Below are 21,054 nucleotides of genomic sequence, written 5' to 3' on the forward strand. Positions count from 1 at the left end.
CGTGACTGAACTGCCCGACGCCAGGCTCGACCAGCTTCTCGCCCGTCATGCGGAGCTTGAGCACGCCCTTTCCGGCACGCCGGACGCCGAGACCTTCGTCCGGCTGTCGCGCGAATTCTCCGACCTTTCGCCGATCGTCTCCAGCGTCAAGGCACTGCGCGCGGCGCAGCGCGAGCTGACGGATGCCCGGGCACTTGCCGAGGATTCGACAGGCGACCGGGACATGGCGGCGCTCGCCGCGGAGGAAGCCGAGCAGCTGGAAGAGCGCGTCGACACGCTCTCCCACCACGTGCGTCTCGCCCTTCTGCCCAAGGACGCCATGGACGAGCGCGGCGTCATCCTTGAAGTACGCGCGGGCACCGGCGGGGACGAGGCGGCTCTGTTCGCCGGTGACCTGTTCCGCATGTATGAGCGCTTCGCCGCCCTGAATTCCTGGACCGTCGAGGTTCTCTCGCTTACCGAGGGCGCCGCGGGCGGCTTCAAGGAAGTCGTCGCCGCGCTGCATGGGCGCGGCGCCTATGCGCGGCTGAAGTTCGAATCCGGCGTTCACCGCGTTCAGCGCGTGCCGGAGACGGAAGGCTCGGGCCGCATCCACACCTCCGCCGCCACCGTTGCGGTGCTGCCGGAGGTGGAGGAGGTCGACATCGACATCAATGAAGGCGATCTGCGCATCGACGTGTTCCGCGCGTCGGGGGCCGGCGGCCAGCACGTCAACAAGACCGAGAGCGCGGTGCGCATCACCCATCTGCCCACCGGCGTGGTGGTGGCGGTGCAGGACGAGCGCTCCCAGCACAAGAACAAGGCCCGCGCCATGGCGATGCTGCGCGCCCGGCTCTACGAGGCCGAGCGCGAGAAGCGCGACAGTGCGCGCGCCAGCGAGCGCAAGGTGCAGGTCGGGTCCGGCGACCGTTCCGAGCGCATTCGCACCTATAATTTCCCCCAGGGCCGCGTGACCGATCACCGCATCGGCCTCACGCTGCACAAGCTGCCCGAGATTCTCGCCGGCGACGGGCTCGGCGATCTCGTCGATGCGCTGACCACCGAGTATCAGGCGGCCCTGCTCGCGGAGGCTGAATCCGCCGGCTGGGGCGAACGGTGACCAGCCGCGCCGAGCTGGTGCGCGCAACGACCCGTCGTCTCGCGGCCGCCGGCCTTGAAAATGCCGAGCGTGAGGCGCGCCTCCTCGTCCGCGCCGCCCTCCATCTTTCCGATCTCGATCTCATCGCCCGCGCCGAGCACGCCGTCGACGCTGGCGAGGCCGAACGCGTCAGCGCCTGGACCGACCGCCGCCTCGCCGGCGAGCCGATGGCGCGGCTGAGCGGCCGGCGCGAGTTCTGGAGCCTCGACTTCGCCCTGTCCCCCGAGACGCTGGTACCGCGCCCCGAAACCGAGACGCTGGTCGAGGCGGCGCTGGAGATCTATCCGGACCGCGCGACGCCGCTTCGTGTCCTCGACCTTGGCACGGGTTCCGGCGCGATCCTCGCCGCGCTGCTGATGGAGTGGCCGAACGCTTCCGGCATTGGTGTCGACCTCAGCGAAGGTGCGGCGCGGCAGGCGCGCGACAATCTCGCACGGGCCCCATTGGGAAACCGGTGGGCGGTGATGGTGGGACGCTGGGCCGAGGCGCTGGACGCCCGCTTCGATCTCGTCGTGTCCAATCCGCCCTATATCGTCTCCGACGAGATCGACAGGCTCGACATCGAGGTTCGGGTCCACGACCCGCTCCTCGCGCTGGATGGCGGCCCGGATGGCCTGATCGCCTACCGCGCCATCGCCGACGCCCTGCCCGACCTTCTCGCGCCGGGAGGGCACGCGATTCTTGAGCTGGGAATCGGGCAGCAGGACGCCGTTGCCGCCCTGCTGACGGCGCGTGGCCTGCCCCCTATCGGCCCCGCCCACCGCGATCTCGCCGGCATCGCACGCGCGCTTGTGACCCGTAAGCCTTGAGTTTATGGGCAGTGCGGCAAAAAAGGGCTTGGAAGGCGATATCGAACCGATTAGTGTCGTCTATAGGAATCGACCCGAGATATCACCTGTCAAACATGCTGACCGCTGATCGCTCTTGTGAGTGATCGCTATTGGCTTTGACAGAAGCGCTGGGTGAGCGCGGCTGGTGTCTTGACGGGTAAATGCTTCACAGGTTTGTCGGTGCGGCCTTGGTTGCACGATGAAGCATGGGGTCGGCGGGCGCGAATGATGCGCTGGCCGGGTTCTTGGTCGGGTAATCATCGACCGGAATCGATCGCCGCCGTGTATCGGCGGCGGAGCATCCTTGAGGGTGCGCTCCCATGGAACGAGGTCCAAAGGTCGGTGGCGGCCTGTGGGACATTCCTGCGCCGACGGCCAGGAATGCCCGATGTCGCGCCCGAACATGGACGACGATTCCGCCGTCTCGGTATCTTTGAGGATGTACCCGTCTCAGGGTGTGACCAGAAAAGATGCGAGCGGCAACCTCTAAGGCGATTGACCCGCCCGTACACGGCGCCGATCCGGGATACTCCCATCGGCGACGTACCGGCACCAGAGACTAGCTAGATGCGAAATAACAATCAGCAGAAGCGTATGCGTGGCCGCAACAACAACAGGCGCAGCCAGAACCCGCTTACGCGTGTCTATGAGTCGAACGGCCCCGATGTGAAGGTGCGTGGCACCGCACAGACCATCGTCGAGAAATACCAGCAGCTCACGCGCGATGCGCAGGCTTCCGGCGACCATGTCGCTGCGGAAAACTACCTGCAGCACGCCGAGCATTATTACCGCATCATCGCGGCCGCGCAGGCCCAGTTCGGCGTCCAGGGGCAGCCTTTCAACCGCTCCGACGACGAGGACGACTTCGACGAGAACGAAGACGGCGGCGGCGAGGCTCAGCCGATGTTCCAGGCGCGCGAGTCCCAGCAGCCGCGCGAGGGGAACAACCGCGACGGCCAGCGCGACTTCTATCGTGACCGCGACCGCCGCGATAATCGCGACAACCGTGAGCGCAACGACAATCGCGACCGCGGCAACGACCGGGGTCGCGACGACAGGTCACGCGACGACCGCCCTCGCGACGAGCGTCCTCGTGAGGATCGCGGGCGCGATGATCGCAACCGCGACGAACGTCCCCGCGATGACCGCCCTCGTGACGACCGGCCGCGTGAAGAGCGCGCGCCCCGCGAGGCTGGCGAGCACCGCGAAGGCCGTTGGAACCGGGACAATCGCGAAAACCGGGACAACCGCCCCTATCGCGAACAGCGCGAAAGCGGCAGCCCGCGCGAGAGCAGCGGCGAGAACTATCGCGATCCGGCCCAGCAGCCGCAGCCCCGGCTCGGCCCCGAGGTCGAATCCGAGATCGGCCTGCCCGCCTTCATCACCCAGAGCACGGGCATCAGCCCGGTTAGCGGCACCCCCGCCCCGCTCGCGGCGTCCGATGACGTCGAGCCGGTGACCAAGACTGTCGCCGAGCCGGCGCCGCCCAAGGCAGCGCCGCGCAAATCGGCGGCCCGTGGCGCCAAGGCGGCGGCTGCCGCCGCCGAAGCGGCTCCTGTGGAAGCCACGCCCGCTGCGGTGACGTCCGAGGACGCTGACGACGCCGCCCGTACGCCGCGCCCGCGCCGTCGTCGGTATCGCCGCGCGGAAGGTGACGCCGCCGAGCCGACGGCAACCAATGAGCCGGCGGAAGCGGGCGAGTGACGCGGCGCGCGGGAGTGTTTCCGCGCAGGGTCGTGGTGAGATAAATAAAAGGCCCGGCTCAGCCGGGCCTTTTTCTTTGTCCGTGGAAGGCCTCGCGGGCTACCGGCAACCGGTCACAGCCTAAGGCGAACCTCGTCGCCCTGCGCGATCAGGCCACCCTGCTCGATCTCGGCGAAGATCCCACAATCGGTATGGCCGAATGTGCGCATCAGCGTGCCGGGCACGTCCATGTCGCGTCGGGCGGTGGATGGATCCACATTGGTGGCGGCGCAGCGGAAGATGCGCTTCGTCACTTTCAGGCGAACGTGGTTGCCGACCTCGATCGTGTGGCCGACGAGGTCGAACTCCTCCCACGGCTCCATGCCATCGAGATACAGATTGGCCCGGAAGCGCAGCGGATCGACCGGCGCACCGATGATCTCGCCAAGCGCCGCGCAGCTCGCCAGGTTGATCAGCGAGACATAGCCATCCGTGGTGTCGACGAAGCGGAACTGGGGCGGCGCCTCCAGCACCTTTGGCGCGCCGCGCAGCTCATAGCGTGAATAGCGCTGGAAGAAGGCCTCGATCGCCACGCGCCCGGCTTCGGTATCGAGCCGGCCGCGCACGGCCTCCGTGCCCTCATGCATGATGACAAGTTCGTGCGTGGCGTCATCGAACCGCGCATTGAGCGCGGCAAGGCGCTCGTTGCGCATCAGCATCAGGAACTTGATCTTGGGCTGGAACGCCGGCGCCTCCGGCATGAAGCCGGACGGGCCGTTCTCGATCGCGTAGAGCCTGTCGCCGGGGAAGTATTTGCCCGCCTCCAGATCGACGACCTCGAGCCGCTCGGGCGTCAGGCCCTTGACCGGATACCGGTATAGCGAGGAAATGGCCGCGAACGCGACTGGGCCCGCCGGCGTTTCGGCGGGGGTGACGATTTCAGTTTCCGGTGTCGATTCGCTCATCAAGGTCCACCATATAGATTCGGCAATCGCCCGTCAGCCGGCGCGCCAGCGTTACACGCCTCGTACGGTGTCGCTGCATCGCCGAACTTTCCGCTTTGCCTGAGCGGGCGAATCCGTATCAATTCACACATATTTCCGATCCGGAAATGGCAAGGAGGGGGTTATGCCGCGGCTCTTCACCGCCCTCGAAATTCCAGCCGACATCGCAGAGGGTCTGTCGATGCTCCGTGGCGGCCTGCCCGGCGCGCGCTGGATCAGTCCAGACTTCTATCACGTCACGCTGCGCTTTATCGGCGATGTCGACCACACGGTAGCCCGCGACGCGGCCGCCGCGCTCGACGAGATCGATCATTTCAGCTTCGATCTCACCCTCGCCGGTGTCGACCAGTTCGGCAATCACAAGCCGCGTGCCATCTTCGCCGCCGTGAAGGCGAATGAGGCGCTCACCGATCTTCACGCCGAGCATGAGCGGGCGATGAAGCGTATCGGCCTGCCGCCGGAAGGGCGCAATTTTCGCCCCCATGTGACGCTGGCGCGGCTGCGCGACGTGGCGCCGCGGCAGGTGGCGGAATATCTGGCCCTGCGCGGCTACTTCCGTAGCCCGTCCTTTCCCGTCTCGCGCTTCGTGCTGTTCTCGTCGCGGGACTCGGTTGGTGGCGGTCCCTATCGTGTCGAGGCGGCCTATCCGCTGATGTGAGGTTCAGCCATTGCGTCGGGGCGTTCCGCAAACCATCTGATGGCCAAGGAGACGACGATGGCCACGCCTTTTGACGAGACCCTTGCCTTCGACGGCGAAACCGACGGCGCGCAGGAAAATGAACGTCGCGTGCGCGACGGCTTCTGGCGCAAACTCGGCACCGGCGCCTCGCGCCTTCCCTTCGCCGAGGAGGCGACCGCCGCCTATTACTGCGCGCTGGACCACGACACCCCGTCGCGGGTGCGCGTCGCGCTGTTCGGCGCGCTTGCCTATTTCCTGCTGCCGATGGATGCCGTGCCGGACCTGTTTCCGGCCCTCGGCTTCACGGATGACGCGGCGGTGATTGCGGCGACGCTGAACCTGCTCGCCGGGCACATCACCCCTGCCCATCGGGAAGCGGCGCGCAGCGCACTCGACCGGATCCGGTGCCGCTGAGGAGCTTGGGCAATTCCCTAGCGTTAACAGTACGTTCACCATAAGGCCCGTTTACTGTCCGCGCGCCGCCATTTGATCGGCAAAGCGGTCAGTTTACCGCTCTAAGGGTTCACAGCCGCAGCTCGGACAGATATCCCTGTAGCGGCTTGAATGGGGAATCGATCGGACCCGCACGGGGCGAAAACTCAACTTGGGAGAGAGACCATGGCACGACGCATCGTGCGCGCGGCACTCGCCGGCATTGCACTGGCACTGATGGGCGCGACAGGCGCGAGCGCTCAAGGTGCGCCGAAACTCGTCGGCCAGTTTGGGGACTGGGGCGTTTATGTGGACACGAGCGGCAGCGGGAAGATCTGCTACGCGCTGTCCCAGCCGAAGAGCCGCCTGCCGGCCGGGCTGAATCGCGACCCGGCCTACTTCTTTATCAGTACCCGCACGGCAGAAAACGTGAAGGGCGAGGTCAGCGTGGTGGTTGGCTTCCCGATGAAGGAAGGCACTGACGCCAACATCAATATCGGCGGCACCTCCTTCGACCTCTACACCCGCGACAGCGGCGCCTGGGTGCGCAATGTGGCGGAAGAGGCGAAGCTCGTCGACGCCATGCGCCGTGGGCGCGATCTGGTGTTCAAGAGCACATCGACCCGCGGCAACGTGACCACCGACAACTACTCGCTGAGCGGCGTTTCGGCCGCGATCGACCGCGCCGCGCAGGAATGCCGCTGACGGGCGTGCCGCGCGCACGCCTGTCTGGAAGGCCCATATCTGGGATAAGCTCGGCCTCTCGCGCGAATGTGCTGAGAGGCCGGCACGGCTCGCACTAGGATGGTGGGCAGGCGCGGGGGCGCCATACGGCACGGCCGCGCCTCCCATTCACCGTTCCGACGCTGCCGTGAAAACCGACATCGAGGAGTGACATGCCGGTCGAACTCCGCCTTATCCCCTGTCTCGCCGACAATTACGCCGTGTTGCTGCGCGACACCGTCACCGAGGCGACCGCCGTCGTCGATGCACCGGAGGTCGCGCCGATTCTCGCGGCCCTGGAGCGCGAGAACTGGGACCTGACCCATATTCTCGTCACCCATCACCACGCCGATCACACCGCCGGGGTCGAGGCACTCAAGGCGCGGTTTGGCGCCACGGTGATCGGCCCGAAGGCGGAACGCGACGCCATAGCCGGTCTCGATTTCACCGTGGTCGACGGCGATCCGGTCGCGGTCGGCGGCCTGGTCGGGCGGGTGCTGGAAACGCCGGGCCATACCAAGGGCCATATCGTCTTCCTGTTCGAGGACGAGCGTCTGCTGTTCAGCGGTGACACCCTGTTCGTTATGGGCTGCGGCCGCCCGTTCGAATGCCCCCCGCCGGTATTGTGGGAGTCGCTGCTGCGCCTGCGCGCATTGCCGGACGACATTTCGGTGTATTGCGGGCACGAATACACGCTTTCCAATGCGCGCTTCGCCATGAGCGTCGATCCGGACAATGCCGCGCTCGCCGCCCGTCTCGAAGAAGTCGAGGGGCTTCGCGCGGCAGGAACGCCCACGCTGCCGACCAGCATCGGCGCCGAGAAGGCCACCAACCCGTTTCTGAAGGCGGACGATCCCGAGCTTGCCGCGCGCATCGGGTTGGCCGGCGCCGACCCCGGTGCCGTGTTCACGGAACTGCGCAACCTCAAGAACAACTTCCGGGGCTGAGCGATGGCAGCGAAGAGCGCCAGCGCGCAGGAGATCATCGACCGGCTGGGACTTAAGCCCCATCCCGAGGGCGGACATTACCGCGAGACCTTTCGCGACGCGCACCGCGCCGCCGATGGACGCTCGGCGTCCACCGCGATCTACTTCCTGCTCGCGGCCGGCGAACGCAGCCACTGGCACCGCGTCGATTCAGCTGAGGTCTGGCACTGGTACGCGGGCGCGCCGCTGGACCTGATGATCGCCGAAGAGGCGGCCGGACCGATCCAGACGCTGAAGCTCGGCCCCGACTTCGCCGCGGGCCAGGAACCCCAGCGCGTGGTTCCCCGGCACGCCTGGCAGGCCGCGCAGAGCCTTGGCGAATGGACTCTGTTCGGCTGCACGGTCGCGCCGGGCTTCGAGTTTTCCACCTTCGAACTTGCCGCGCCCGGCTGGTCGCCGGGCTGAGATCAGCGCCGCGCCAGCAGCGTCGCCACCACCGCGCCGCCGACGATGAGGGCGCAGGCCGCTGCCAGTGACCAGCTCGCCTGTGCGAAGCCGGCAGCGATCAGCAACAGCGTGGACAGCACCGGCGCGGCATAGGAGGCCACGCCGAGCAGGCGAATATCGCCATGCTTCATGCCGATGTCCCAGGTGTAGAAGGCGATGCCCACCGGGCCGAGCCCGAGCGCGGCGACCGCAAGCCATTCATGCGCGCCGTTCGGCCAGATGGCCGGCTCGAACAGCAGATGGCACGGCACCGAGAGCGCGGCGGTGGCCAGACAGAAGCCGGCGACGACTTCGGTCGGCACGTTCTGGAAGCGGCGCGAAGCCACCGAATAGACGGCCCACACCACGGCGCAGACCCCGGCGGCGGCGTAGCCCGGCATATAGTCCGCCGAGAAGCCCAATCCGCCGGCCCGTGCGCCGAGCAAGACCACGGTTCCGGCCAGCCCCATCAACGCCCCGACGACGTGCGCGGCCCGCAGCTTCTCCCCCGGCAGGAAGGCCGAGAGCAGCACGATGAGCAGTGGCCAGAGATAGGCGATAAGCCCGGCCTCGGCGGGCGGAGCGAGCTTGAGCGCCGAAAAATAGAAGAAGTGATAGCCGAAGAGCCCCCCCACGCCATGCAGCCACACCGGCCATGGTTGGCGGAACACGCCCAGCCCCACGCCACGCGCCAGCCCCGCCGCCACGCCAACACCGCCGCCAATGGCGAAGGTGAGCGCGGTGAGCAGGAAAGGCGGCACCGCGCCGGTCGCCGTGGTGGCCAGCGCCAACGTCGCCCAGAGCAGGATGGCGGTGGAGCCTGTGAGGGTGGCAGCGTTGCGGGACAGGGCCATGAGGGACTTCGGCATGCAGGCGCGTGAACAAACGGGCCGGGAGCGGGCCCATTCAGGTGGGAAGCGCCCCATAGCCCAATTCGACGCCGAGAGCATCCCTGATCATCGTTCGGCAGAGGCAGGAACAGGCGTCCGCCCCGCCACGGAGCACGCGCGTGCCCGAGAGGCGCGCCGGCAGGCGGCAAACTCTCGACGCCCGGCGCCGCGCGCCGGCGTGCCTCGTGACGACGAAAGGCGGCGGCCCGGGCCTACCGCCTCACGCCATGTACTGGCCGCCATTGGCGGTGAGTGTCGAGCCCGTGATGAAGCCCGACTCATCGGCCACCAGGAACACGACGCAGCGCGCGATCTCTTCCGGCTCGCCGAGCCGGCCGACGGGAATCAGCGGCAGAACACGCTTTTCCAGCACGTCCTGCGGCATCGCCCGCACCATCTCCGTGCCGATATAGCCCGGGCAGATCGCATTCACCGTGACGCCCTTGATCGCGTTTTCCTGGGCCAGCGCCTTGGTGAACCCGATCTCGCCGGCCTTGGCGGCGCAATAGTTGGTCTGGCCCATCTGGCCCTTCTGGCCATTGATCGAGGAGATGGTGACAATGCGCCCGAAACTGCGCTCGCGCATGCCCTCGATCACGTTGCGGCACATGTTGAACACCGAGTTGAGGTTGGTGTTGATCACCCCATACCACTGCTCGGGCGACATCTTGTGGAGCATGCCGTCACGGGTGATGCCGGCATTGTTCACCAGCACCTCGATCGGGCCGAGCTTCTCGGTGACCTCGGCAATGCCGGCCTTGCAGGCCTCGAAATCGGACACGTCCCATTTGAAGGTGGGGATTCCCGTCTCCTGCGTGAAGGCGGCCGCGGCCTCCGCGTTTCCTGCGTAATTGGCCGCCACCTGATAGCCGGCGGCCTTCAACGCCTTGCAGACAGCAGCACCGATCCCGCGCGTGCCGCCGGTGACCAAAGCAACCCGAGCCATATCACTTCCCCTTTGGCGTCCCGTCCCGGACAGTTACGACGGTTTGTACGTCGTGTTTCCTAACGGCAAGCCGGGTGATGCCGGCTTGCCGCGATGTATCCACAAGCCACTGGGGCCGTGTTCGGCACGTTTCGGTCGCGCAGGCGCGTCAGTTACGCTCGATACACATGGCGATGCCCATGCCGCCGCCGATGCACAGCGTCGCCAGCCCCTTCTTGGCGTCGCGCTTCTCCATTTCATAAAGCAGCGTGGTGAGGATGCGCGCGCCCGAGGCGCCGATCGGGTGCCCGATGGCGATGGCACCGCCATTCACGTTCACCTTCGAGGTATCCCAGCCGAGATCCTTGTTCACCGCACAGGCCTGCGCGGCGAAGGCCTCGTTGGCCTCGACGAGATCGAGATCGGCCGGCGTCCAGCCCGCCTTTTCAAGCGCGCGGCGCGAGGCCGGGATCGGGCCTGAACCCATGATCGCGGGATCGACGCCCGCCTGCGCCCAGGAAACGATCCGCGCCAGCGGGGTCCGGCCGCCGCTCGCCGCCTTGGCGGCGGTCATCAGCACGATGGCGGCAGCGCCGTCATTGATGCCCGAGGCATTGCCGGCGGTGACCGTGCCATCCTTGGAAAAGGCCGGGCGCAGCTTGGTCATGCCCTCGATGGTGGCGCCGTGGCGGGGATATTCGTCCTCGGAGACGATGATGTCGCCCTTGCGGCTGGAAATGGTGACGGGGACGATCTCGTTCGCGAAACGGCCCGCCTTCTGCGCCGCCTCGGCCTTGTTCTGGGAGCGCACGGCGAATTCGTCCTGCTGCTCGCGGGTGATCTGCCACTGGCGCGCGACGTTCTCGGCGGTCGTGCCCATGTGGTAGCCGTTGAACGCGTCCCAGAGGCCGTCCTTGATCATGGTGTCGACCATCTCAAGGCTGCCCATCTTGGTGCCGTTGCGCAGATGCGCGCAGTGCGGCGCCTGGCTCATCGATTCCTGGCCGCCCGCGACCACGATCTCGCTGTCTCCGTTCATCAGCGCCTGATAGCCGAGCGCGACCGAGCGCAGGCCCGAGCCGCAGAGCTGGTTGACGCCCCAGGCCGGGCTCTCGACCGGAATGCCGGCCAGAACCGAGGCCTGACGGGCGGGGTTCTGGCCCGCACCGGCGGTGAGGATCTGCCCCATGATGGTCTCGCTGACCTCGTCGGGCGCGACGCCCGCGCGCTTCAGCGCCTCCATGATGGCGATCTTGCCCAGCTCATGGGCCGGCAGTGACGAGAGCGTGCCGTTGAAGGCGCCGACCGGCGTGCGCGCCGCGCCGACGATGACGATGTCGTCTTTCATGAATGACGTCCTCCGCTAGTCGAGCCTTGCGCCCGCCGCTTTTCGTCAGGCGCGCTGTTCGCTCTTGAAATGTGCCGCCATCGTGGTTGGCGCAACTGATCCATGTCAATGGCGGTGCATATTCCGCCCCCCACAATCGCCAGCAGGCGTGCCGCGCATGCGTTGCATCCTGCTGCACCCGCACAATCCAGTAGCCGGGCGGAATGAAACGTCTTAGAGTTTTCAAGAGGAAACGAGCAAGGCGACCGGATCACAATGGCCAAATCCAACGAACCCGTCACCATCAAGAAATATGCGAACCGCCGCCTCTACAACACGGGCACCAGCACCTATGTCACGCTGGAAGACCTCGCGCAGATGGTGAAGAGCGGCGAGGATTTTGTCGTCTACGACGCTAAATCATCGGAAGACATCACGCATTCGGTGCTGACGCAGATCATCTTCGAGCAGGAGGGCAAGGGGCAAAACCTGCTGCCTATCAATTTCCTGCGTCAGATCATCCGGCTTTACGGCGACAGCATGCAGATGCTTGTGCCGCGCTACCTCGACATGTCGATCGAGAACTTCACCAAGGAACAGGCGAACATGCGCGAGCATTTCACCAAGACCTTCGGCGTCGGCGGCTTCGGCGTGATGGAAGATCAGGTGCGGCGCAACATGGAAATTTTCGACCGCACCTTCAAAATGTTCCTGCCCAATGGCCGCGCGGAAGACGGCACGGCGGCGACCCCCGCCTCCCCCGCGCCTGCCAAGACCGACGATTTCGACGAGCTCAAGCGTCAGGTCGCGGACATGCAGCGGCGTCTCGACAAGCTGGGCGACACTCCCAAGGAATAAGGGCTCACAGGCAGCAAGACTTCGACCGGCGCCCTTCGCTGGGGAACCGGCCGAAGCTCTGTCATGCCCGATGTCGCCCGCCCGGTAATGGCCCGGATTTCCGCTCGCCGCTCAGCCGGCGGGGAGCGGGCGTTCGAGCGGGCTGTCCGCGGCCAGCCCGATCAGCTGCCCCTGCAGGAACGAGCACCCCCATTCCACGAGTTGCCGGGCGGTTTCCTCGTCGATCACCCACTCGGCGACCGTCTCGATATTCAGATTGCCCGCCAGTTCCAGCAGCGAACGCACGAAGTGGCGGTCGTCGGCCGACTGCATCATGGTGCAGATGAAGCTGCCATCGATCTTCAGATAGTCGACGTCGAGCCGGCGCAGGTTGCGGAACGAGGTGTAGCCGACCCCGAAATCGTCCATCGCCACCCGGCAGCCCATGGTGTGGAGCCAATGCACCCGCCGGCGCATGACCTCGATGTCGGCGATCGTGGCGCTTTCCGTCAGTTCGATGATCAGCCGCTCGCTCAGTCCCGCCCGCGACGCCTGTTCGACCAGCGACAGCCACACCCCGTCATGGATCGTGCCGGGTGAGACATTCACCGAGAGCGCCAGCTCAGGATGGTCCACGAGCGTGGCCAGTGCCAGCTCAAGCGTGCGGCGGTCCAGCAGCCGCGTCAGCCCGAACCGGTCGGCGGCAGGAATGATCGCCGCGCCGTCGAACACGCGGCCCTCGCGGCTGGCGATCCTCACCAGGCATTCGTGAAACGTGATTTCCCGGCTCGCCCCCTCGGCGATCGGCTGGAATGCCAGCAGGACCCGCCGGTCGTTCAGCGCCGAGATGATGTCGTTGGCGAAGTGCAGGTTGGCACGCCGCTCGGCCGCCCGGTCGAAACCCGGTGCATAGAGCTCGAAACTGCCGCTCGCCCCGGTCCGGGCGCTGTGCAGCGCATCCTGGGATCGGGCGAAGATCTCCTCGACGCTGCGGGCCTGGCGCGGCGCGATCAGCCCGCCGGCGGTGACGGAGGCCGCAACGGCGCCGGCACTGGTTTTCGGCGGCGTGGCGTTCACCCATTCGATAAACCGGCCGAGCGCGCTGCCGAAACCCTCGCGCGGCCAGTCCCGCAGGATCAGCCCGAACTTGCTGCCCGAGAAGCGCGCCAGTTCATCGTTCGGCCCCAGCCGGCCGCGCAGCCGCATGAACATGATGTCGATGACTTCATCGGCGGTATGAAAGCCGTAGGCATCGTTGAGCTGGCTCAGATGGTCGATCCCGACCAGAGCGAAGCCAAACTCTCCGCCCGCACTGAACACACGGGCCAGGTTCTGTTCCAGCAACCCGGCAAGTCGCTGGCGGTCGGGCTGAATGTCGGACGTGCTGCCTGTCGCCCCCGGAGCGTCGGCATCGCGTACGGGGCGACCGGAGGACAGGCGCCGCAGCAGGCCCTGTACCTGGAAAAGACACCCTTCCGCGTCGAAGGACGCGATTCCGCGATCCTCGACCCACAGGCGACCAAGTTCGGTACCCGGCGGCAGGTCAAGGCAATAGCTGGTCTCGAATCGGGCGGACCGCGACACGTTTCCGAGCCCGGCGGCGGCCGCCGCCTTCAGTCGGCCGGCACCTGAACCGGATGCGATCAGGCGTTCGTAGTCCTGTCCAAGCCCCGCCCAGGACAGGCGTTCGGGGCCCAGCAAGATTATCGCACCGGGGCTCCAGGCAATACGGTCGTCATCGCGGGTCCAGCGATAAGCCACGCCCTCGACCTGGCGGACGATATCGACGATCGCACTCTCGGAAAGCACCGCCTCAGGGGAGGATGCGTCGCGCGAAACACGTTCCGACTCGTTACGGTCAGACATGGCACGCCCAGATTATGTGGCGAAGCGCGAGCGTCATGAACCGAACCTATATCGAAGAAAGCAACGAACGGCAGTCACGATTCATACCAATCACGCAGTCGGTAAGGTTCGGATCTGGCCAAACCGTCTCACCTTGTTCCCTCACAGCCCCGCGCGCCGTTCCACCGCGCCGGCTGATCGCCGGGCGGGCCTACTGGACTGGCGCGTCCGCGGCGACCATGCCCATCTCCTGCGAGGCGGCAATGCCGGCGGGTTCAGTAACCGTGCTGGGGGCACGCGCGACAGGCTGCGGCGCGGTCGCCGCGGCGGCGGGCGTCAGGAATTTGGGGAACGAGAACTTGAACTTGTCGATGCCGTGGAACTGGATCCCCGCGACATTGACCTCGTCCTCATTGCGCGCCGCCTTGCCCGCGACCATGCCGCGCAGCTCGGGCGCCATTTCGGCGAGCTGGGCGAACTTGCCGTGGTTGAAGCCGTCCGTTGCCTTCACGTCGGTCATGTCGACGACCACCGCGCCCAGCGACACCAGATCGGCGTCGTTGGTGTAGGCGCCAAGGCGTGGCTTGCCTCCAGCGATGAAGTCGGAGAATCCAAGCGCCTTGTCATCCCGCGAAACGATGACGATGAAGGGCTTGTCCGGCTTGCCGAAACGTTTGAGCTGGGTCTTGAAGACATCGACATCGATATCCGGCGAGGCGAGGATGATGTTCCCCATCCGTGAGGGGGGCAGCTTGTTGCCGGAAATCTGGATCTGCCGCAGCGCCTCCACCGTCACCCAGTTCCCCATGGAATGGGCGAGAATGCTGACTTCCTCGGCCCCGCTGGCGAGGGCGAGCCGGATGGTCTCCTCCAGCCGGTCGCGGGCGGCCGTGGCGCTGTTGGTGTCATAGACATAGTCGGCGGTCGACCCGCGCGAGGCCCAGGTGAAGAGCACCGGCACCGCCGGCGACTTGGAGTCCTCCGCCATCTGCACGAAACGGAACAGCGCCTCGGAAAACAGGTTGTTGTAGCCATGGACGAAGATGAACACGTCCTTGTCGCCCACGGGGCGGCGGGCCAGCTCCGTCTTCAGGTCGGCGACGAACTGCGCATCGGTTTCACGATAGACGGCATCACGCACCACCATGTCGGTGGCCGGATCGGGTATCTGGCCCTGCTTGGTGAACTCCACCATTCCGGGCTTGTGGGCCGGTGGCACGCTGACATCAATCCGCGCGAAGCTCAGCTCTTCCGAGCGTTCGCCGTTGTAGAAGATGCCGGGCTTGGGATCGCGCTCGCGCGCGGACGCCACAAGGATCACGTGCTCCTTGGTGCCGGGCACGCTGTTTTCAACGGCGGTGAGAGCATCGGGACCGGGGCGGCTGGCACAGCCGGCGAGAACACCGGCGGTCAGCACAATCACGCTGGCGCGCACCACGATCAAGCGAGCGATCCGCGACCTCTGCCCGCAAGCAGCAGGCCCCACATGTCGCAACGATACCCCCCCGATACGCAACAAAAGCCGTCCCCCGAGTTATCTTCGAAAACTGTACCATCCCTGAACCGAGCTGATAAGCGCGGCCGGGCAGAAGTCATGAACCTTGGCTAACGAGATGCTCCTCGCCGCGTGATTCCGATCGATCGCGCTCGCCCTGCGAAACCGCGGGGACGGAAGGCATGCGGCCCGCCCGAGCCGGATCTTGCGCGCCCCGCATCGCGCAGCAACCCGGCTTCGGCGCAAAGATCGCGCCGCCCGCACTTCGACGGACGCCAACGCAAAAAGGCCGGCCTCCTCGAAGAGACCAGCCTCCATATCATGCATGGCCAACCAACGCGCGGAATAAAACCCGCGCGCGGGGATCAGGCCTCGGCCTTGACCTTGAGGACCTGGCGGCCCTTGTACATGCCGGTCTTCAGGTCGAGGTGGTGCGGACGGCGCAGCTCGCCCGAATCCTTGTCCTCGATGTAGGTCGGCTTGGCGAGCGCGTCGGCGGAGCGGCGCATGCCACGACGGGACGGGCTGGTTTTCTTCTTCGGAACGGCCATAGTCTACTCCTCTGCCGGCAAGACTCGCGCTCCCATGGGGCGGGCCGGCGCCGGATCCTGCGTAATTCGAGTGGCGGCTTATACAGACTCACGCGCGTGAATCAAAGGGGCACGCCGCATATGCCGGCCGCTCTTTGTCACTTCGTGCGGGTAGGCCCGCCGCACGCCCCCTCAATGGGCCGGCCCGCCGCTACCGGGCGAGGTCGAGACAGGCGGTCAATTCCGCCCCCTCGCGCGGCAGGCGGGCCTGAAGATTGCCCGCGAGGCGGCTCAGTCCGGGCCCCGGCTTGGCCGGATTGCGGCGAAACGGGTTGGGCAGGGTCACGGCAAGCAGCGCTGCCTGCCGCCCACTCAGCTCCCCTGCCCCGCGCCGGAAGGCGTGCTGCGCCGCCGCTTCCGCGCCGAACTCGCCGGTCGGGCCCCATTCCGCGATGTTCAGGTAGATCTCCAGTTGGCGGCGCTTGGACATCACAAGGTTCACATAAAGGGCCAGCGGTATCTCCAGCCCCTTGCGGATGACGCTGCGCCCATTCCAGAGAAACAGGTTCTTGGCCAGCTGCATGGTGATGGTGGACGCCCCGCGCGGCGCATCGAGGCCATCGCTTTCGTCCAGCACCTGCTGGAGTTCGACGAGGTCGACGCCGGCATGCGAGCAGAAGCGTGCATCCTCCGAGGCCAGCACGCTTCGCACCAGCGCGGGGGCGATATCCTCGATCGGACGCCAGTCGCGCACCACCGGCTGCGCGCTCGCCCAGCGCGCCAGCATCAGCGTCGAGACCGGCGAAACGACATTGTAGAGCAGCCCGAGCACAAGCGGCGCTGCGACGATGATCAGCGCCCCTTTCCATAGCCACGCCCAGATAACGCGCATGCCGCCCCCTTCAGCCCGTCTGCTTACCTAGTGGCAAGCGCGCATTCGACCAAGGGGATACGCTCAACTATGGTTCAGCGCCCCGCTGGCGGCTTGACGCTCTCGCCCGGCCGAGGCACCAGACTATCGCCCCTTGAGAGCACATAGAATGACCTGCCGTTCCGACGACCTGCTCCGCGCCCTTGGCGAGACCGCTGACGCTGTCGCCGCCTATCTCGACCGCGCCATTACCGAGAACGCGCCGCTGAGCGCCCGCCTCGCCGCGGCCATGCGTCATGCGGCGCTGGCGGGCGGCAAGCGGCTGCGCCCCTTCCTGCTCATCGAATCGGCGGCGCTGTTCGGCGTGTCACGGGACCAGGCCCTGCCCGCCGCCGCGGCGCTGGAATGCGTCCACTGTTATTCGCTGGTCCATGATGACCTGCCCGCCATGGACGATGACGATCTGCGACGCGGCCAGCCCACCGTGCACCGGGCCTTCGACGAGGCCACCGCCATTCTGGCGGGCGACGCGCTTCTCACCCTCGCCTTCGACATTCTGGCGCGCGAGGAGACCAGCCCCTCTCCCGCCATCCGCATCGCGCTTGTCGCCGGCCTGGCGCGCGCGTCAGGCGGCACCGGCATGGTCGGTGGGCAGATGCTGGATCTGGCTGCCGAGGGCCGTTTCGAAAGCGGCGCCCGCCCCGCTCTCGCCGCCGCCGAGATCGAACGCCTTCAGGCGATGAAGACCGGGGCGCTACTGGACTTCGCCTGCGCCGGCGGCGCCCTGCTGGGCGCGGCGAGCCCCGAGCAGCGCCGCTGCCTCGGCATCTATTCCCATGCGGTCGGCCGGGCCTTCCAGATCGCCGATGATCTGCTCGATGTCGAGGGCGATGCCGGAACGGTCGGCAAGCGCGTGGGCAAGGATGCAGCGGCCGGCAAGGCCACGCTGATCGATTCGCTCGGCATCGAAGGAGCGCGGACCGAGCTCGCACGGCTGGTGGCCGAAGCCGAAAAGGTGCTCGAAGGATTCGGCAGCGCGGCCACACTTCTGGCAGAAGCAGCACGCTTCGTCGCAGAAAGGCGCAATTAGGGCTTTCCTCATCTCGACGGAACGGTAAGTTGCGCCCATTCTTATCGTGACGTAAGCGCGCGTCGTGTGCAGCTGGCGTCTCAGGAGGTGAATATGCGTGCCGCTCCTCTCATCCTTGCCGGTCTGATCGCCGGCGCTGCCTTCATCGCCACCGCACCGGCGGAGGCGCAGGAGACCCGCATCATCATCCGCAAGCAGCCGCCGCGCTCGTTCCTCGATCCCGGCACGGTGGTGAAGCCCGGCACCTCCCGCTACCTGAACTATGTCCGCGCCATCCAGCCGCGCTACCCCGAGTATGGCGGCAGCGGCGGGATCACCGGCAGCCGCTATCCGCTGCCGACCGAGTTCTACCTGCCGAACTACTGAGCGAGGCTGCGCCCGGCGAGGCGCGGGTCGCTAGTCTGGTTGCGGACGCCCCCAACAAAAAAGCCCGGCTCGCGCCGGGCTTTTTCGTATCGAAGAATCTGGGCGGACCGCCCGGACGCGGCTCAGGCCGCCTTGCCAAGCTCCGCAAGAATGGCATCGCCCATCTCGGACGTACCGATCTTCTTCATGCCGTCTGAATAGATGTCCGCCGTGCGGTAGCCATCGGCCAGCACGCCGGAGATGGCCGCCTCAAGCTTGTCGGCGGCTTCGCCGAGGCCGAAGGAATAGCGCAGCGCCATCGCCAGCGAGCCGATCATGGCGATGGGGTTGGCAATGCCCTTGCCGGCGATGTCCGGCGCCGCGCCATGCACGGGCTCGTAAAGCGCCCGGCGGCGGCCGGAGATTTCCTCCACGCCGCCCAGCGACGCCGAGGGCAACATGCCAAGAGAGCCGGTGAGCATCGCCGCGACGTCGGAGAGGATGTCGCCGAACAGGTTATCGGTGACGATGACGTCGAACTGCTTGGGATTGCGCACGAGCTGCATGCCGCAGGAATCGGCGAGCTGGTGCTCAAGCGCCACGTCGCCATATTCCGAGCCGTGCACTTCGCTTACCACCTGCTTCCACAGCACGCCGGTCTTCATGACGTTGTGCTTCTCGGTGGAAACGACCCGGTTGCTGCGGGTGCGGGCGAGCTCGAAAGCCACGCGGGCGATGCGCTCGATCTCGTAGGATTCGTAGACCTGGGTGTCCACCGCGCGCTTCTGGCCATCGGCGATATCGGTGATGGTCTTGGGCTCGCCGAAATAGACACCGCCGGTCAGCTCGCGCACGATCAGCACGTCGAGCCCCTCGACCAGGTCACGCTTGAGGCTGGAGGCATCCGCGAGGGCGGGGTAACACATGGCCGGGCGCAGATTGGCGAAAAGCTGCAGATCCTTGCGCAGCCGCAGCAGACCGGCCTCGGGACGCACCTCGAAGGCCACATTGGCCCATTTGGTGCCGCCAACCGCACCCAGCAGAATGGCGTCGGCATTGAATGCCCGGGCCATGGCTTCGTCGGTGATCGGCACGCCATATTCGTCATAGGCAGCGCCGCCGACGAGATCCTCCTCGATCGAGAACGAGGCGAAACCGTGCGAATCGAGCCAGCCAACGACCTTCTTCACCTCGGCCATGACCTCGGGGCCGATGCCATCACCGGGCAGAAGAAGCAGCTTGTGGGTCGCCATGGATTTCCTCGTTTGCACCTGTTGGGGAACTCGTCAGAGCAGTGGGCGAGCGAGTGCTAAAGGCTGGCGCCGATGCTGGCAAGCGGGACGCTCGCCAGCGCTCACAAAACAACGCCGCCGGCGCTCGGACGCCGGCGGCGACGCACGCGTGGGCGTGGGGGCTCAGATCGTCTTCTTCGACATCTCGCTGGCGATGAAGTCGGCCTGCCGGAGCGCCAGCGCCACGATGGTCAGCGTCGGGTTTTCCGCGCCGCCGGTGGTGAACTGGCTGCCGTCGGCGATGAACAGGTTGGGAATGTCGTGGGTCTGCCCGTGCTTGTTGACGACGCCGTCCCGCGGCTTCTCGCTCATCCGGTTGGTGCCCAGATTATGCGTCGAGGGATAGGGCGGCGTCGGCATGGTGCGCACCGCGCCGACCGATTGATACATCGCCGAACCCTGCTGATAGGCGTGGTTGCGCATGGCGATATCATTGGGATGGTCGTCGAAATGCACGTCAGCGACCGGCAGCCCGTTCTTGTCCTTGATGTCGGTATTGAGGGTGACGCGGTTGGTCTCCTGCGGCATGTCCTCGCCCACGATCCAGAGGCCGGCCATGTTCACATAGCCATCCATGGCGGAGGTGAAGGATCGTCCCCAGGCGCCGGGATCGAGGAAGGCGGCCATGAAGGGCAGGCCGAGCGAGAGCGTCTCCATCTCGTAGCCGCCGACAAAGCCGCGCTTGGTGTCGAACCCGGCCTCGTCGCGCACGATGCCGGCCATGGTGGTGCCGCGATACATGTGCACCGGCTGCTCGAAGATGCCGTAGACCGAGCCGGTCATGTGACGCATGTAGTTACGCCCCACCTGCCCCGAGGAGTTGGCCAACCCGTCCGGGAACATGCTGCTCGCCGAATTGAGAAGCAGGCGCGGGCTCTCGATCGAGTTGCCGGCCACCGCGACGATGCGGGCCTTCTGGCGCTGCTGCTTGCCGTCCTTGTCGACATAGACGACGGCGGTGGCCTTGCCGGTCTTGTCGTGCTCGATCTTGAGCACCATGGATTGCGGGCGCACCTCGAGATTTCCGGTCTCCTCGCCGCGCGGAATCTCGGCGATCAGCGTCGACCATTTCGCCCCCGACTTGCAGCCCTGGAAGCAGAACCCGATCTGCTGGCAGGCACCGCGGTCATGGCGCGGTTCGCTGTTGATCGCCATGCGGCCGGTCGAGACTTCCTTGTAGCCGATCTTCTTGGCGCCGGCCTCGAACACCTTGAAGTTGTTGTTGCCCGGCAGGCCGGGAATGCCGTTGGTGCGCGTCACGCCCATCCGGTCCTCGGCCTTGGCGTACCAGGGCTCCAGCTCCTTGAGCGTGATCGGCCAGTCCAGCAGATTGGCGCCTTCGAGGCCGCCATAGGTCGTGTGGGTCTTGAACTCGTGCTCCTGCAGGCGCAGCGAGGCGCCGGCCCAGTGCACGGACGAGCCGCCCACCGCCTTGACGATCCAGGCCGGCAGATTCGGGAAGTTCTTGTGCACCCGCCATGAGCCGGAGGTGGTGCGCATATCGGTCCAGGCGAGCTGGGCGAAGCTGTCCCACTCGTTGTTGATGAAGTCTTCCATCTCGTGGCGCTGGCCGGCCTCGAGAATCACGACCTTGACGCCCTTGAGGGCGAGCTCGGTACCCAGCGTGCCGCCACCGGCGCCGGAGCCGACGATGACGACCACGGAATCGTCGTTGAGATCGAAGGGTGCTGACATGGGTGCGTCCT

Annotated in this window: 21 protein-coding genes; 11 read left to right on the forward strand and 10 right to left on the reverse strand. The window is 66.4% G+C overall.

Translation table 11 applies throughout. The features are described 5' to 3' along the window. Nucleotide 1: 1 nt before the first annotated feature. From prfA to G3A50_RS05415, 3 genes are all read left to right on the forward strand, one after another. Nucleotides 2-1,099 carry a peptide chain release factor 1 gene (prfA, locus tag G3A50_RS05405; RefSeq protein WP_163074301.1) on the forward strand — a complete coding sequence of 366 codons (1,098 nt, stop codon included), beginning with the start codon at nucleotides 2-4 and terminating at the stop codon, nucleotides 1,097-1,099. Further along, nucleotides 1,096-1,947: a peptide chain release factor N(5)-glutamine methyltransferase gene (gene prmC, locus G3A50_RS05410; protein ID WP_163074302.1), complete on the forward strand. Its 852-nt coding sequence runs from the start codon at nucleotides 1,096-1,098 to the stop codon at nucleotides 1,945-1,947. The genes prfA and prmC overlap by 4 nt, the downstream gene beginning before the upstream one ends. A 588-nt stretch (nucleotides 1,948-2,535) precedes the next feature. Next, a complete protein-coding gene (locus tag G3A50_RS05415) occupies nucleotides 2,536-3,672 on the forward strand; it encodes a DUF4167 domain-containing protein (protein ID WP_163074303.1) in 1,137 nt (378 codons plus the stop codon). Nucleotides 3,673-3,785: 113 nt separating this feature from the next. Here G3A50_RS05415 and G3A50_RS05420 read toward each other — a convergent pair whose 3' ends face one another. Further along, entirely contained in the window at nucleotides 3,786-4,616 is an 831-nt protein-coding gene (locus tag G3A50_RS05420; protein WP_210255227.1) for an MOSC domain-containing protein, read from the reverse strand. A 163-nt stretch (nucleotides 4,617-4,779) separates the two neighbouring features. On the opposite strand from G3A50_RS05420, the gene thpR reads away from it, so the two are divergent. The 5 genes from thpR to G3A50_RS05445 all read left to right on the forward strand — a co-directional run bounded on the left by thpR (nucleotide 4,780) and on the right by G3A50_RS05445 (nucleotide 7,880). Next, on the forward strand, nucleotides 4,780-5,313 hold the full coding sequence (thpR, locus tag G3A50_RS05425) for an RNA 2',3'-cyclic phosphodiesterase (RefSeq protein ID WP_163074305.1): 534 nt from the start codon (nucleotides 4,780-4,782) through the stop codon (nucleotides 5,311-5,313). A gap of 57 nt (nucleotides 5,314-5,370) precedes the next feature. After that, on the forward strand, nucleotides 5,371-5,748 hold the full coding sequence (locus G3A50_RS05430) for a YkvA family protein (RefSeq protein ID WP_163074306.1): 378 nt from the start codon (nucleotides 5,371-5,373) through the stop codon (nucleotides 5,746-5,748). Nucleotides 5,749-5,952: 204 nt separating this feature from the next. Next, entirely contained in the window at nucleotides 5,953-6,471 is a 519-nt protein-coding gene (locus G3A50_RS05435) for an invasion associated locus B family protein (protein WP_210255228.1), read from the forward strand. A gap of 191 nt (nucleotides 6,472-6,662) precedes the next feature. Continuing rightward, nucleotides 6,663-7,436, forward strand: a complete 774-nt coding sequence (gloB, locus tag G3A50_RS05440) for a hydroxyacylglutathione hydrolase (protein WP_163074308.1) — start codon at nucleotides 6,663-6,665, stop codon at nucleotides 7,434-7,436. A gap of 3 nt (nucleotides 7,437-7,439) precedes the next feature. Then, the gene (locus G3A50_RS05445) at nucleotides 7,440-7,880 is read left to right on the forward strand and encodes a cupin domain-containing protein (RefSeq protein ID WP_163074309.1); all 441 of its coding nucleotides are present in this window, start codon (nucleotides 7,440-7,442) and stop codon (nucleotides 7,878-7,880) included. Between the two features lie 2 nt (nucleotides 7,881-7,882). On the opposite strand, the gene yddG is transcribed toward G3A50_RS05445, so the two are convergent. From yddG to G3A50_RS05460, 3 genes are all read right to left on the reverse strand, one after another. Next, entirely contained in the window at nucleotides 7,883-8,755 is an 873-nt protein-coding gene (gene yddG, locus G3A50_RS05450; protein WP_246252152.1) for an aromatic amino acid exporter YddG, read from the reverse strand. Between the two features lie 256 nt (nucleotides 8,756-9,011). Then, nucleotides 9,012-9,737, reverse strand: coding sequence for an acetoacetyl-CoA reductase (phbB, locus tag G3A50_RS05455; protein ID WP_163074311.1), 726 nt, complete (start codon nucleotides 9,735-9,737; stop codon nucleotides 9,012-9,014). Between the two features lie 148 nt (nucleotides 9,738-9,885). Beyond that, the gene (locus G3A50_RS05460) at nucleotides 9,886-11,064 is read right to left on the reverse strand and encodes an acetyl-CoA C-acetyltransferase (protein ID WP_163074312.1); all 1,179 of its coding nucleotides are present in this window, start codon (nucleotides 11,062-11,064) and stop codon (nucleotides 9,886-9,888) included. A gap of 255 nt (nucleotides 11,065-11,319) precedes the next feature. Here G3A50_RS05460 and phaR point away from each other — a divergent pair, with 255 nt between their 5' ends. Next, complete coding sequence (gene phaR / locus G3A50_RS05465; protein ID WP_163074313.1) at nucleotides 11,320-11,901, forward strand: polyhydroxyalkanoate synthesis repressor PhaR; 582 nt, start codon at nucleotides 11,320-11,322, stop codon at nucleotides 11,899-11,901. Between the two features lie 111 nt (nucleotides 11,902-12,012). On the opposite strand, the gene G3A50_RS05470 is transcribed toward phaR, so the two are convergent. From G3A50_RS05470 to G3A50_RS05485, 4 genes are all read right to left on the reverse strand, one after another. Next, nucleotides 12,013-13,746 carry an EAL domain-containing protein gene (locus G3A50_RS05470; RefSeq protein ID WP_163074314.1) on the reverse strand — a complete coding sequence of 578 codons (1,734 nt, stop codon included), beginning with the start codon at nucleotides 13,744-13,746 and terminating at the stop codon, nucleotides 12,013-12,015. A gap of 190 nt (nucleotides 13,747-13,936) precedes the next feature. Continuing rightward, complete coding sequence (locus tag G3A50_RS05475) at nucleotides 13,937-15,163, reverse strand: alpha/beta hydrolase (RefSeq protein ID WP_246252370.1); 1,227 nt, start codon at nucleotides 15,161-15,163, stop codon at nucleotides 13,937-13,939. Between the two features lie 422 nt (nucleotides 15,164-15,585). Continuing rightward, nucleotides 15,586-15,771, reverse strand: coding sequence for a 50S ribosomal protein L32 (gene rpmF / locus G3A50_RS05480; RefSeq protein ID WP_018387408.1), 186 nt, complete (start codon nucleotides 15,769-15,771; stop codon nucleotides 15,586-15,588). A 190-nt stretch (nucleotides 15,772-15,961) separates the two neighbouring features. Continuing rightward, the gene (locus tag G3A50_RS05485; RefSeq protein WP_163074316.1) at nucleotides 15,962-16,642 is read right to left on the reverse strand and encodes a transglycosylase domain-containing protein; all 681 of its coding nucleotides are present in this window, start codon (nucleotides 16,640-16,642) and stop codon (nucleotides 15,962-15,964) included. Between the two features lie 148 nt (nucleotides 16,643-16,790). Here G3A50_RS05485 and G3A50_RS05490 point away from each other — a divergent pair, with 148 nt between their 5' ends. Next, complete coding sequence (locus G3A50_RS05490) at nucleotides 16,791-17,711, forward strand: polyprenyl synthetase family protein (protein WP_163074317.1); 921 nt, start codon at nucleotides 16,791-16,793, stop codon at nucleotides 17,709-17,711. Between the two features lie 93 nt (nucleotides 17,712-17,804). Continuing rightward, complete coding sequence (locus G3A50_RS05495) at nucleotides 17,805-18,077, forward strand: hypothetical protein (protein ID WP_163074318.1); 273 nt, start codon at nucleotides 17,805-17,807, stop codon at nucleotides 18,075-18,077. A gap of 122 nt (nucleotides 18,078-18,199) precedes the next feature. Here the strand turns inward: G3A50_RS05495 and leuB are convergent, their stop codons facing one another. Beyond that, nucleotides 18,200-19,309 carry a 3-isopropylmalate dehydrogenase gene (gene leuB, locus G3A50_RS05500; protein ID WP_163074319.1) on the reverse strand — a complete coding sequence of 370 codons (1,110 nt, stop codon included), beginning with the start codon at nucleotides 19,307-19,309 and terminating at the stop codon, nucleotides 18,200-18,202. A gap of 162 nt (nucleotides 19,310-19,471) precedes the next feature. Further along, complete coding sequence (locus G3A50_RS05505) at nucleotides 19,472-21,043, reverse strand: GMC family oxidoreductase (RefSeq protein WP_163074320.1); 1,572 nt, start codon at nucleotides 21,041-21,043, stop codon at nucleotides 19,472-19,474. Between the last annotated feature and the right edge of the window lie 11 nt (nucleotides 21,044-21,054).

Origin of the sequence: Ancylobacter pratisalsi (assembly GCF_010669125.1) — a bacterium.
In the GTDB taxonomy this organism is placed as follows: domain Bacteria; phylum Pseudomonadota; class Alphaproteobacteria; order Rhizobiales; family Xanthobacteraceae; genus Ancylobacter; species Ancylobacter pratisalsi.